We start from the raw sequence: 13,489 nt of genomic DNA, 5'->3' as shown, positions 1-13,489 counted from the left end.
AGAAGAAATAGAACAATCGCCAGAGCCGTTAGATGATGAGGAAAAACAGACAGAAAATACAATAGAAGACAACAGCCCAGATCCATTACAAGATGAAGAATCGATGTATAAATTGGCAGAACAGAACCATTTAGAACAAGAACTGCCTGCTGGAGACTTGATAGAACATACAGATGATTCAAGTTCCATCGAGGAAAAAGAAAATAATTATCATGTGACACCATCAGCAGAGTTAGAAGAACCTCAGGAGCAAAAACAATCAAAGGGAATGCTTTTTTGGATTTTACCTATGTTAATAGGAATTATTATTGGAGTAGCTATTATGGTTAGCTTCGATACCCCGCTCTTTGATTCCTCTGAACCAACCGAGAATGAACAAATAGAAAATAACCAGGGAACAAATGAGCCAGCACCAGATAATCCATCACAAGTTCTTCAAGTAGATGTTACGACCCAAGTAACAGAGGTAGTGGAAAATGTGTCTCACGCAGTTGTTGGAGTCACGAATATTCAAATTCAAACAAACTTCTGGGAACAAAATGATGGAAATGAAACAGGAACAGGGTCTGGGGTAGTATACAAAACAGATGATAATTACGCATATGTTGTAACAAATCACCATGTGATTGAAGGAGCAGATGCTATAGAAGTAGTGTTATCAGATGAGACAACTGTTGAAGCTAATATTCTTGGTAGTGATATTTTTACAGATTTAGCAGTTTTACGTATGGACGTACAGCATGTAGAAGGGCCAATAGAAATGGGAACCTCTTCAAGTATTAAAGTAGGAGAGCCTGCTATTGCTATTGGAAATCCGTTAGGTCATATGTTTTCCGGAACAGTAACATTTGGAGTCATTAGTAGTAAGGAACGTACAATTCCTGTAGATTTAAACCAAGATGGTTATCCAGATTGGCAAGCAGATGTTATTCAGACAGATGCAGCAATTAATCCAGGTAATAGTGGAGGCGCACTTATTAATATTCATGGTCAATTAATAGGAATTAATTCAATGAAAATTAATGAAGCGGCTGTAGAAGGAATTGGTTTTGCTATTCCAATCGATACAGCTCGTCCAATTATTGAAGAATTAGAGCAAACAGGTACAGTTACTCGAGCATATTTAGGAGTAGAGGTATATTCGTTAGAAGAAGTCCCACAAGTAGAATGGAATCGAACGTTACAGCTACCTCAAGATGTTGTTGGAGGAGTATATGTTTGGCGGGTAGATCAACTATCCCCAGCTGAGCAAGGCGGTTTAAAACGATTAGATGTTATTACGGAATTAGATGGTCATGAAATTCACGATACGATCGATTTGCGAAAAATACTTTATCAAGAGAAAAACGTTGGAGATGAACTTCATGTAATCTTCTATCGTGATGGACAGCTACAGCAAACAACGATAACACTTGGTACACAACCATAAGTCTCCATTTAAGAAGCTTAGACAGCCAGAGAAAAATGTAAAAGACAAAAATAGGAGTTTTTCTTCTCCTAGTTGTATTTTATTTTTGCTGGTTGTCTTGGCTTCATTTTTTATATTGTTCGCCTACAAAAATTGGGATGGGATGTAAAGGTTAAATAGTGATATAAACTTAGTATCCACAATTCGTCCACAAAAAGGTAAGCTTATGCACAGTATAAATAGATAAACTGAACAGATTCAATATATAGAAAAAAAGATGCTATAAAACACAAAATAGCTGCGAACATTTGTGCATATGTGTATAAACCTGGGGATAACTATGAAATTTGAATGTTTTTTGGGTATATTTTGTTAATAAATCATATTTTTTAACCTTTTTAGAAGATGAGAAGGTTAAAATTTTTTTCTTCAACTACTGACAGTTTAGTTGAAGAAGGACATTATTATAAATTTGTGGTGAAAAAATGGATTATAATCAATACCAGCAGGTAATGAATGATACAAAGTGGGAAGAGATTAGGTTAGCAATGTATGATTACCCCAATAATCACCAATGGAGAACAAAAGATATGGAAACAGGCTACGCTTGTCCTTGGGAAGGTGAATGGTATTATCATTTTAAAAGTGGCGGTTACAAAAATATTGAATGGCTAGAGATAAGGTCAGAAACTGAAGAAATAAGGGATGATATTATAAAAATACTTAGTACCATTCATGTTCCAGGAGAGGTATTTAATGATGTGATTAAGGTTTATGGGTATGTTGAAATTAGTAAACCACTTGGTTATCTCTAAAATTTCAACAAATGATATCGTAAATATAATAAACGGGGATTACCAAAATACTTTCTTATTTGAATATTCCTAATAGATAGATGATAATGATTCTTAAGTCATCTATATTGCGTTTATTTACAATAATGCTTATAATCGCAAATGACACTATTAAAGGGGGTAGAATAGATGTTACGTCGTTTTTTCTCATATTATAGGCCACATAGAAGACTATTTATCATCGATTTCACTAGTGCAGTTATTGTAGCGATATTAGAACTAGCATTTCCAGTTGCTGTCCAGTGGTTTATTGATGATCTACTTCCTGGTAATGATTGGGACCTTATTGTAAAAGTGAGTATCGGGCTATTATTGATTTATTTATTTAGTACATTTTTACAATATGTCGTTGCATACTGGGGACATAAATTGGGAATCAACATCGAGACAGATATGCGTGAGGACTTATTCTTCCATGTTCAAGGGCAATCATTCCGTTTCTTTGATAATACCAAGACAGGGCATATCATGAGTCGGATAACAAATGATTTATTTGATATAGGAGAGTTGGCACACCATGGGCCAGAAGATTTATTTATAGCTGCTATGACATTTACGGGTGCATTATGGATTATGTTCACTATTAATGTTCAATTAGCGCTTATTATTTTATTCACTGTACCATTTTTAATTTTCTTCATTACATACGGTAATATTAAGATGAGTAAAGCATGGAGGCATATGTATAGGAATATCGCTGACATAAATGCTCGAATTGAAGATTCTGTATCTGGGTCACGCGTTGTTCAATCTTTTACAAATGAAAATTATGAAAAGGAACGTTTCCAAGTAAATAACAATCTATTAAGAAAAACAAAACTAGGTGCATACCGTGTTATGGCGCTTGTACTATCAAATATGTATTTACTGATGCGTTTAATGACATTATTAGTATTAGTAGTTGGAGCATGGTTAAGCTTCAATGATGAATTGTCGTATGGTGAACTAGTAGCATTTGTGTTATTTGTAAATGTACTTTTCAAACCAATTGAAAAAATTAGTGCTTTATTAGAATTGTATCCAAAGGGAATGGCAGGATTTCGTCGTTTTTCTAATCTGCTAAGCCAGAAACCAGAAATTGTAGATAAAAAAGGTGCTAAAGAAGTAGAGTCATTGGAAGGAAATATTGCTTTTCAAGATGTTACATTTAGCTATGAAAAAACACAACAACCTGTAATTAAGGATTTAAGCTTTAATATAAAATCAGGCGAAACAATCGCTTTTGTTGGGCCATCCGGAGCAGGGAAGACAACCATCTGTTCTTTAATTCCTAGATTCTACGATGTAGATAAAGGTAGTATTACAATTGATGGTTTAGATTTACGTGATATGACAAAGCGTTCATTAAGAAAGCAAATAGGGATTGTACAACAAGATGTTTTCTTGTTTACAGGAACACTTTATGAAAATATTGCATATGGAGATTTACATGCGTCTGATGCAGAAATTAAAGAGGCCGCTCGTAGAGCACATTTAGAAGAATTCATTTCAAGCTTACCTGATGGCTATCAAACTCAAGTAGGAGAAAGAGGGCTGAAGCTTTCAGGAGGACAGAAGCAGCGTATCGCAATTGCTCGTATGTTCCTTAAGAATCCTCCAATTTTAATTTTAGATGAGGCTACTTCGGCACTTGATACAGAAACAGAATCAATTATTCAAAAAGCACTAACAGAACTTGCCCAAGATCGTACAACACTTATTATTGCTCACCGTTTAGCAACTATTCGTAATGCAGATCGTATTATGGTAGTTACGAAGAATGGAATTGAAGAAGAAGGAACACATGAAGAACTTGTTGCAAAAAATGGTCTGTTTGCTAATCTACACAATATGCAAAGCTAATTCGATTAGTAAGACGAAAAAACAGTTTTTCTTCCTAAAGGAGCATGTTTCCTTTATCTCGGTTGCGCCACTCCAATCTTACGTTTTTAAGCAGGCGCTCTGCGCTTTTTGTTCTAATAACACTAAAATCGTCGGGAAATTTTTTACTCGACGATTTTTTGTGTGTAAGGAGTAGAATGCGACAATATAATGCTCTAATATCGATATTTCCCAGGAAATAATAAATTTATTAAAAAGAAAACATGAATTTAAAGATTATTTGATAAATTCCAAAATATAGACTATGATGAGATTATATGTTCAATTACATTAGAGATGGAACGAGAGGAGTAAGAAAATGAAATTGTTTTTATCTGTAGATATGGAAGGAATTACAGGATTGCCTGACCCATCATTTGTATCAGAATCAAAGAATAATTATGAGCGTTCTCGTCGTATTATGACTCAAGAGGCAAATGCAATTATTGAATCTGCTTTTCAGCATGGCGCTAAAGATATTCTCGTAAATGATAGCCACTCTAGTATGAATAATTTATTAGTAGAGGAATTACATCCAGAAGCATCTTTAATTACAGGTGGTAGGAAGCCCTTTTCCATGGTACAATCTCTAGATTCTACTTATGATGCAGCTATTTTTGCTGGCTATCATTCACGTGCTGGTCAGCCAGGTGTAATGAGTCATACCATGACATTATATATTCGTAATATCTTTTTGAATGATGTACAAATTGGTGAGATTGGTATGAATGCATATATGGCCGGATACTATAATGTACCAGTTATCATGCTTGCAGGAGATGACTGTGCTTGTCGAGAAATAGAGGAATTAATTCCAGGTGTTACAACAGCTACTGTAAAAGAAGCAATCTCCCGTTCAGCAGCAAAGACAATGCATCCTGAAAAAGCAAAACTACTTTTAAAAGATAAAGTTGCTGAGGCAATTCAAAATATGGAAAACGTAAAACCACTTACTCCACCAGAAAAACCTATATTAAGAGTAGAGTTTAATAACTATGGCCAAGCAGAAAGTGCTGCTATTATGCCAGGATGTGAAGTAGAGAAAAATTCAACCATCGTACGTTATGAAGCAAAGAATATGGCAGAAGCTTATCGTGCACTAATGGTAATGCTTAGCTTAGCATCAGGTGTTTCGTATAGCTAAAATTAAAACATAGGTTATAGGAGAAATAAATCCTATAACCTATGTTTTAATTTACAGTAGTTTGGTAATAAACGCAGTTGCGATACCAAAATAAATAAGTAGGGATAAGATGTCATTAATTGTAGTAATTAATGGACCAGATGCAATTGCAGGGTCAATCTTTAATTTATAAAGAATAAGTGGAATAATTGTACCTGCTAATGTACCGATAATTAATGTCAAAAGAAGTGAAGAGCCGACAATTAATCCAAGCGCAACACTCCCCTTCCAAAAATAAGCAATAATTGATATAAGGATTCCACAGGTAATTCCAATAATTATTCCTACTTTTAATTCCCGGGAAATAAGTTTCAATCCTTGTTTGAAATCTAGATCTTCAGCTATTAATCCACGCACGACTACAGCGAGGGACTGAGTTCCGGTATTTCCTGTCATTCCTGCAATCATTGGCATAAAGAAAGCTAATGCGACAACTTGCTCTAATGTTGCTTCAAATCCACTAATAATACTTCCAGAAACCAGTCCAATAAATAATAATAGAATCAGCCATGGTAAACGGCGATAAGCTGCAATAAATGGCTTGGTTTGGAAGGTAATATCTTTACCCGAAGCAGATAGTTTTTCAATATCTTCATTTGCCTCACTAATAATAACATCTAAAATATCATCAACTGTAATAACCCCACGCAGCTGATTATTTTCATCTGTAATTGGTAAGGAAACGAAATTATAACGTGTAATAATCTTTGCTACTTCCTCTTGATCTGTATATACATCTGCTTTTACAATTCGTGTATACATGATTTCATCAACAGTTTCATTTGGATCATTTAATAATAAATCTTTATAAGAAATAACACCAAGTAAATGTCTTTCTTCGTCAATAACATATAAATAGTTTAGGTATTCTGCGAGATCTGCAAAATGCTTTAATTTATCGATTGCCTCTTGGACTGTATAATGTTGAGGTATCCACACATAGCGATCGTTCATGATTCGACCAGCTGTTTCTACTGGATAGTTCATCATACTTTGAATGATACTAGATTCCTCTTGCTTCATTTCTGAAAGTAATTCATCAATTTTTTCTTGGTCCAAGTCCTTTAATAAGGTTGCAAGATCATCATTTTCCATCAAATCAAGAATGAGTGTCGACTTTTCTGTACCAAGCTTATGAATAATATCGAGCTGTTGTTCCTGGTCTAATTCTTGAATCATATCTGTTATTTGATCAATGGATAGATGTAATAAATATTTATAATGATGCTTTTCTGGTAATAACGTATACAATCGAGCTAAATCAAAAGGTTGGAATTCATCAATCATCTGTTGGAATTCATACACTTTTCCTTCCTTTAACATTTGAATGATGGCTGTTGTTAATTCGTTTTCTGTCATTGGAACAGGTGCTTGTGACATAAGATAACCTCCTTTTTTCCAGATAGGCATATAGATATATCAGATTATAAAGACAGTATCTACGCTTAACAGTGTAACAAATACCTTAATGAAAGACACCTCTTTTACTTGAAGAGAGAAGAAAGTATAACGAAAAGTGGCTAGAAGTGGTCACTACAGAAATACACTTCCGCTGTTAGGAGCATTCTTTCGAAGAAGCTGAAGCATTGCCCGTAGAAAGCGATTTCCTGCAACGGACATCTTCATGGCAAGAACATTTCTATTTTAAAGACCAAGTATTTTTCTTGTTTTTTCTTATATCATCAAAATGGGTAGTAAATTTCATTTGATTATAGTAAACGCTTACAAGTGAAAGCTGGCCATGATATACTAAGAGCAAGTAATTCAATATATAATGAAAGCAATGACTAAGGGATGGGAGAGGAAACGAAGAAGATGAAGAGGATTTATACGAATGGAAAATTTTATACTTTTGACGAAGCAAAGCCTGTAGTAGAAGCAGTAGTTATTGAGAATGGTCGTTTTATTGATCTTGGATCTTCTGAAGACATGTTAACCCAATGGGGACGTGCGGATGTAGACATAATTGATTTAGAAGGTAAAACAGTAACACCTGGCTTAATCGATAGTCATTTACATCTCTCGGGAATTGCAGGAAATTTCTTAGATTTAGATGTAACCGGTGTCACTTCAAAGCATGAGATGCTAGAAATGATTCGTACAAGAGCAAATACACTAAATGAAGGAGAATGGCTCGTCGGTCGTGGATGGGATGAGAATCTATTTACGGATGGAACGATCCCAACGATTCAAGAGCTAGATCATGTTGCTCCCCATTGTCCGTTATTCATACCGAGAATTTGCGGACATGCCTCACTTGTGAATTCTAAAGCTTTAGAGGTTAGTAATTATCATCCAAATATGGCAATTCCAGAGGGAGGTACAGTTGTTTTAGATAAAAATACAAAACAGCCTACTGGTTTATTGCTTGAGGTAGCATCTCGAATTGTTACAAAACATATTCCTGAACGTTCATATGAGGATTTGAAAAAGTCGATGCGTCAGGCAATTCAATTTGCTATGGAAAAAGGATTAACAGGTGCACATACGAATGATCCAGCTATGATTGGTAGTTTGGAAAAAACGTACCGAGTGTATGATGAATTATTAATTGGTGAGCAGCTAGGTTTGCGTTGTAATTTATTGATTAATCATGAATTTTTAAATGATTTAAAGGAAAGTGGCATGTATGCAGGCTATGGAAATAAAACATTACAAATTGGTGCGGTGAAAATTTTTGTAGATGGTGCAATGGGGCGCCGTACTGCGTTATTATCAGAACCATATTCTGATGCACCAGGAGTCTATGGAGATGCGATGTATGAGTTAGAAACACTTCATGATATTATTCGCCGTTCTCGTGATATATCGATGCCAATTGCAGTACATACCATTGGAGATAAAGCACTTGAAAATGTATTAGATATATTAGATCAATTCCCAGCAGTCGCTTATCCAGATCGCCTTATTCATGTTCAAGTTATGAAGGAGTCCTTGTATCCTCGTCTTGTTCATCCAAATCGTATTGCTGATATTCAGCCACGTTTTGTTGCTGGTGATTTTCCTTGGGTAATGGACCGAATTGGTGAAGAGAGAACTAAAATTTCTTATGCTTGGAAGAAGCTAATTGATATGGGTGTGGTGTGTGCTGGGGGATCTGATGCGCCTGTAGAACCAGTGGACCCATTATTAGGTATTCACGCAGCAGTAACACGCAGGAAGCCTGGAGAAACACATGATGGATATAATCAAAAGGAAAAGCTTTCTATGCATGAAGCATTTAAACTATTCACGAAAATGGGTGCCTACCCGACAAATGAACAGACAATTAAAGGAACAATCACTCGAGGAAAACTAGCAGATATGACCGTTTATTCGGCAAATCCATTTGAAATGAATAATCCTGATGAATTACTAGATATGGAAATTGAAATGACCATTATTGATGGTAATGTGAAATATCGCAAATAGGGAAATGAAGAAGCTCACACCAGAAGTATAAGTGTGAGCTTCTTTTATTACAGTTCTTGAAGTATTTTTTCATCAATCCATAAATGATAGTTATCTTGTGCATATGCAATGGCTTCCGATTCTTCACCAATCATAATAAATTCTGGCTCATCCATAGGAACTTCTTTTCTATCTGTTAAAAAGTCTGCAACATATGGATTCTGTTGTTTGGCGATATTGAGCAATTCCTTTGTTTCTTTGGTTAAACCATTCATGTGATAGGATAACAATGCTTTATTATAAAGGAAGCTAGCAGTTTCATCTTCTGCATATTTCTCTAATAATAGCTGTGCATATTCAAACTGTTCTGCTTCTAAATAAAGAGTTAGTAGCTGATAGCGAATTCCTTGATTATCCATGTTATTTAAATGCAACAGCATTTCACCTTGGATGATTGCATCTTCTAGCTCTCCCATAGCAGCAAGATGTATCATATAGATTTCATTTGCATACAAATAATTTTTTGCTTCAGGATGAAACCCGAACTCTCCCTCATTTTCTTGGAAAAATTCTGTTCCTAATTCATTCTCACCAGCCTGTATTGCTTGGAGGATAAGATCAGATTTTTCCTCAAGAGACTGTGCTGACTCAGCTAACATTAAATAGGCTTCCAAACAATTAGGATAAACCGCTAGGGCTTGCTTAATTAATTTATTACGTTTTGAACCGGTAGCATGATCGGCTTGAGATAAAAGTAAAAAAGCCTGTTCCTTTGGTGATGTTTCTAGTGAATCTTTTCGATTACCAAATGGATTAGAAGTAGATGCATTTTGATTAGATCTATGAAGATCAGCTGCCATTATAATTTCCTCAAATAAGTCAATAAACTTTGGATAATGTGCTGAAATAGAAGCGGTTGTTGTACTATACTCTTCAGCAATTTTCTTTTGAGTTGCTTCATCATTATCAGCGATATACATTTGCATAAAATAGTCTAATGCAGCTGCATAGGTATTAATTTTTTGAATCTTTGGATGATAGGTTAAACAGAATTGATGCCATACCATGATTCCTAGTCCCGTTAATTCAGGGTCTGTTTCCTTTTCCAAATTCTTTTGGATTAATAGCTCGGCAACTTCTTCTTGTGCTGGATGTTCCCATTCTATACCAGATTTTGTATCTAACATTAACAGATCATTGAGGAAATCAGGAAAGCTTGTTTGAAATCCTTCCTGGTACTGTGCTAATAATTTCTCAATATTTGGCATGATATCCTCATCAGCTTCAATGCTTGAAAAGAAGAAGCGATGATAACCAATGAACGGGAGCAATGTACCAATTAAAACTCCACCAGTTGGAATATTTTCATCCTCGAAAATTGGCACCCAGTAGTTTTCTTTGGATTGAATATCTTGAAGCTCCATTCCATTTTCCTCTAAGGATGTAATGATATATACAGAGGGGAGTGCTTGTCTCCATTCCTCGAGTATTTTTCTTGTACGTTTACGAATACTTTTTTGTTTAATATTTTTTAGAAAGATATCAAAAATAGTTAATTTATTTTTAGCAACAGATATCTGAAAAATACCCCAAGCTGTAATTCCAGAGAAATAAGTATCTGCTGTTGTTTCGTCCATCATGGAATCTTGTAAGCCTTCTTCTACTTGACGAATGAATGTTTCTTCATAATTACTCAAGGCGAAATCAATCAGCTCATCATGAATAGATTCAAGTTCATCATTATATTTTTGAGGATTTAAAGCAATGACATTTGGTGCTCCGCAACAATTATGATGTGTTTTTCCACTTCCACATGGACAAAGCCCATCATTATTTGGTGTATTCATTTTAACACCCCTTTATAACCAATTGATTTGTTATTATTGTGAATGAAAAGAGGGATTTATACAAGTAGTATCCCTTATGTAACAGGAAAAGAAAGAAGTAGTTTGCCTATTTTAGATTAATTTCTATCTTCATTTCGATGTTTAGTTTTGATATCTGCTTTATTTTATAAAAAATAGAATCTTTAAATTAAAAGAAACTTAAATAATTAACATTCGACAATTTCTGAAATCAATACTATCTATGCAAGGATTATGGTATAAATAAGTTATACAATTCTAAATATTGGAATGGAGGTTTATCATGGTAAATATACATATTCGCCCAGCAGAGGAAACGGATTTACCTGAATTATATGTGCTTGTAAAAGGTTATTTAGACTTTTATAATCGTCCAGAAATGCCAGAACAACAAATAAAGGATGCTATCATACATCTTATTCATCATCCAGAGGACGGTACACAACTGGTGGCAGAGGTAGACGGGAAGTTAATTGGTTTTACAACATTAAATCCATTATGGAGTACAACACGTATGCAGAAAATAGGCCTGTTAAATGATCTATTTGTCGATCCAGAACAACGCGTGAATGGAGCCGGAAAGCAATTAATGGAAGCTACAATTCAGCTTGCAAAAGACAAAGGATATCCACTCATGCGCTTACTAACAGCTGCAGATAATGTGATTGCCCAGAAATTATATGATAAGACAGGTGGCAATGCCCCAGGCTGGAAAGTATATGATTATGACTTAAGTAAATAAGATGGGAGAAGTTATGTATGGTTTTTCGGAAAGAGAAGCTAGTTGGGAAAAATGTAGAATTAATTCCTTTAGAAGCAAATCATTTGGAAGCGTTATATGAAGCGTCAAAAGCTCCAGAGATTTGGGCACATATGCCGAAAAAGGTAGAAACATTGGAAGATGCAAAAGCTTTTATTGACGAAGCGTTAGAAATTAAAGCAACAGGCTCCCAATTCCCCTTTATTATTTTCCATCGAGAAACTGGTAAGGCTATTGGTTCTACACGTTTTTTAGAAATTGATAGGGAAAATAAGGGTATTGAAATAGGTTTTACTTGGTTAAATCCATCTGTATGGCGAACAAGTGTGAATACAGAATGTAAGTATTTATTATTGCAGTATTGCTTTGAGGAATTAAAATATATTCGTGTACAATTTAAAACAGATATATTAAATGTTCGCTCTCAAACGGCAATTGCTAGATTAGGTGCAAAAAAAGAAGGTATTTTACGAAACCAAAAAATTCGACAGGATGGAACTTATCGAGATTCTGTTTATTTCAGTATTATTGAATCAGAATGGGAAGAAGTAAAATCTCGCTTAGAAGCAAAACAAAACAGATCATAAGTATATTTTGCAGATCCTAGATGACATCTAGGATCTTTTTTATCTAAAACTCACTTGACATGTTCGTTATAAAGAAATATAATAATTGGTAGAAATATTTTGACAATTATTTCATTTTACTTATGCAGAAAATTCTGGCCTTAAATAGGGTGTTTAGATGATCATTATTGATTGGAGGGTTATTTGAATAGAGATTATAAAATAAATAAAAGAGGTATTTATATTTTTTGGAATTTAATGTTCTTTAAAATGAACAAAAGGAAGAATGAAACAAAAACATCAGACAATCAAAGATAAATTAGATGATCATTTAACCCTCTAAATAAAGGGGCGGCGGTGTAATGAAATTTTTATTTCTATTTGGAAAGATAATTTTATTATTTTTTATACCGATTCTATTTGCTGATGGAGCTGATGGAAAATTAGGAGCGAAAAATTTAAGTCAAATAGAACGATTTATTGCACGGGAAGGTGACGTAATGAGAGAAGTACCAAAAGATTACCCTGTGTTATTTAAAAAAAATGATCATACAAAGAAAGGTGATGATTATCATGCTGGTATGAACATACTAATCTATGGTCATCCCAATATACGAGAAGCAATAGATAAATTTCGTTATTTACAAGACCTAGGTGTAGATAGTATTGCTATAGTATTTCCAGTATTTCAGGAAGATTGGCAGGCAAATGAGATATTACCAGACGCCGAGCTAACACCAACTGTGGATGAACTTCTCTTATTGATTGAATCGGCTCATCAATTTGGAATGCGTGTGATGTTAAGACCTATTTTAGATGAAGAAAGTATAGTTAAAACCGGTCATTGGCGTGGAAGTATTCAACCATCAAATCCAGATGCTTGGTTTGAAAGCTATCGTGAACTAATGTTTACATACGCTGAACTTGGAGAAAGAACAAAATTGGATGTACTTAATATTGGAACAGAGCTTAATTCATTGGAAAGAAATTATGATAAAAGGTGGAAGAAATTAATAAGAGAAATTCGGAATGTTTATTCTGGAGAATTAACCTACTCTTTTAATTGGAATGTAATTCAATATATTCCTACAAGTAATTTTGCAAAATCATTGGACTTTATAGGTGTTGATGCATATTTTCCACTAAATGTAGCGGATGATGCCAGTGTAGACGATTTAATCGTAGCATGGCAAGCTTGGATTGATAGATATCAAAATATTTTTAAAGACCAATCCATTGTATTGACAGAAGTGGGAACCTTACCAATAAGGGGATCACATCGCACTCCTTATCGTTGGGAATATGCTAACGGAGTAGCTGATCCACAGACACAAGTTAATTATTATGAAGCAACATTTAGAGCCTGGGATAAGAAAGTGAGTGGACTTTATTGGTGGTGTATTACGCTAGATGTAAATAAAGTTGATTTAGATTATTCTCCATTAGATATGCCAACAGAAGAAGTTATTAAAGCACATTTCTTGAATAGCGTACAACCTAATTAAAGAGGGTTTTTTATATAGATTATGACTTTTTCATAGTCTTCTATTCTTATTCCTTCTTTGTTCTCTAAATAGAACAAAATTGTGCTTTTAAAGAAATG

At 34.5% G+C, this 13,489-nt stretch carries 10 protein-coding genes; 8 read left to right on the top strand and 2 right to left on the bottom strand.

Features of this window, described 5'->3' with window-relative positions:
- Positions 1-268 precede the first annotated feature (268 nt).
- The 4 genes from AB4Y30_RS17515 to AB4Y30_RS17500 all read left to right on the top strand — a co-directional run bounded on the left by AB4Y30_RS17515 (position 269) and on the right by AB4Y30_RS17500 (position 5,266).
- Positions 269-1,429, top strand: a complete 1,161-nt coding sequence (locus AB4Y30_RS17515) for a S1C family serine protease (RefSeq protein ID WP_368655251.1) — start codon at positions 269-271, stop codon at positions 1,427-1,429.
- Positions 1,430-1,893: 464 nt separating this feature from the next.
- On the top strand, positions 1,894-2,223 hold the full coding sequence (locus AB4Y30_RS17510) for a DUF6678 family protein (RefSeq protein ID WP_368653471.1): 330 nt from the start codon (positions 1,894-1,896) through the stop codon (positions 2,221-2,223).
- A gap of 168 nt (positions 2,224-2,391) precedes the next feature.
- Complete coding sequence (locus tag AB4Y30_RS17505) at positions 2,392-4,104, top strand: ABC transporter ATP-binding protein (protein WP_368653470.1); 1,713 nt, start codon at positions 2,392-2,394, stop codon at positions 4,102-4,104.
- Positions 4,105-4,441: 337 nt separating this feature from the next.
- Positions 4,442-5,266: a M55 family metallopeptidase gene (locus tag AB4Y30_RS17500; RefSeq protein WP_368653469.1), complete on the top strand. Its 825-nt coding sequence runs from the start codon at positions 4,442-4,444 to the stop codon at positions 5,264-5,266.
- 51 nt (positions 5,267-5,317) lie between these two features.
- Here AB4Y30_RS17500 and mgtE read toward each other — a convergent pair whose 3' ends face one another.
- Positions 5,318-6,685: a magnesium transporter gene (mgtE, locus tag AB4Y30_RS17495; protein WP_368653468.1), complete on the bottom strand. Its 1,368-nt coding sequence runs from the start codon at positions 6,683-6,685 to the stop codon at positions 5,318-5,320.
- A gap of 435 nt (positions 6,686-7,120) precedes the next feature.
- Between mgtE and AB4Y30_RS17490 the strand changes: the two genes are divergently transcribed.
- Complete coding sequence (locus AB4Y30_RS17490) at positions 7,121-8,716, top strand: amidohydrolase (RefSeq protein WP_368653467.1); 1,596 nt, start codon at positions 7,121-7,123, stop codon at positions 8,714-8,716.
- Positions 8,717-8,763: 47 nt separating this feature from the next.
- On the opposite strand, the gene AB4Y30_RS17485 is transcribed toward AB4Y30_RS17490, so the two are convergent.
- A complete protein-coding gene (locus AB4Y30_RS17485; protein WP_368653466.1) occupies positions 8,764-10,542 on the bottom strand; it encodes a hypothetical protein in 1,779 nt (592 codons plus the stop codon).
- Between the two features lie 301 nt (positions 10,543-10,843).
- On the opposite strand from AB4Y30_RS17485, the gene AB4Y30_RS17480 reads away from it, so the two are divergent.
- From AB4Y30_RS17480 to AB4Y30_RS17470, 3 genes are all read left to right on the top strand, one after another.
- The gene (locus AB4Y30_RS17480) at positions 10,844-11,302 is read left to right on the top strand and encodes an N-acetyltransferase family protein (RefSeq protein ID WP_368653465.1); all 459 of its coding nucleotides are present in this window, start codon (positions 10,844-10,846) and stop codon (positions 11,300-11,302) included.
- Between the two features lie 17 nt (positions 11,303-11,319).
- A complete protein-coding gene (locus AB4Y30_RS17475) occupies positions 11,320-11,907 on the top strand; it encodes a GNAT family N-acetyltransferase (RefSeq protein WP_368653464.1) in 588 nt (195 codons plus the stop codon).
- A 341-nt stretch (positions 11,908-12,248) separates the two neighbouring features.
- Positions 12,249-13,391 (top strand): hypothetical protein, encoded by a 1,143-nt coding sequence (locus AB4Y30_RS17470; protein ID WP_368653463.1) that lies wholly within the window; start codon positions 12,249-12,251, stop codon positions 13,389-13,391.
- Positions 13,392-13,489 lie beyond the last annotated feature (98 nt).

The organism is Ornithinibacillus sp. 4-3 (assembly GCF_040958695.1).
Lineage (GTDB): Bacteria > Bacillota > Bacilli > Bacillales > Amphibacillaceae > CALAMD01.
The sequence above is the reverse complement of the archived record's forward strand: the minus strand, read 5'-3'. Positions and strand labels throughout refer to the sequence as shown.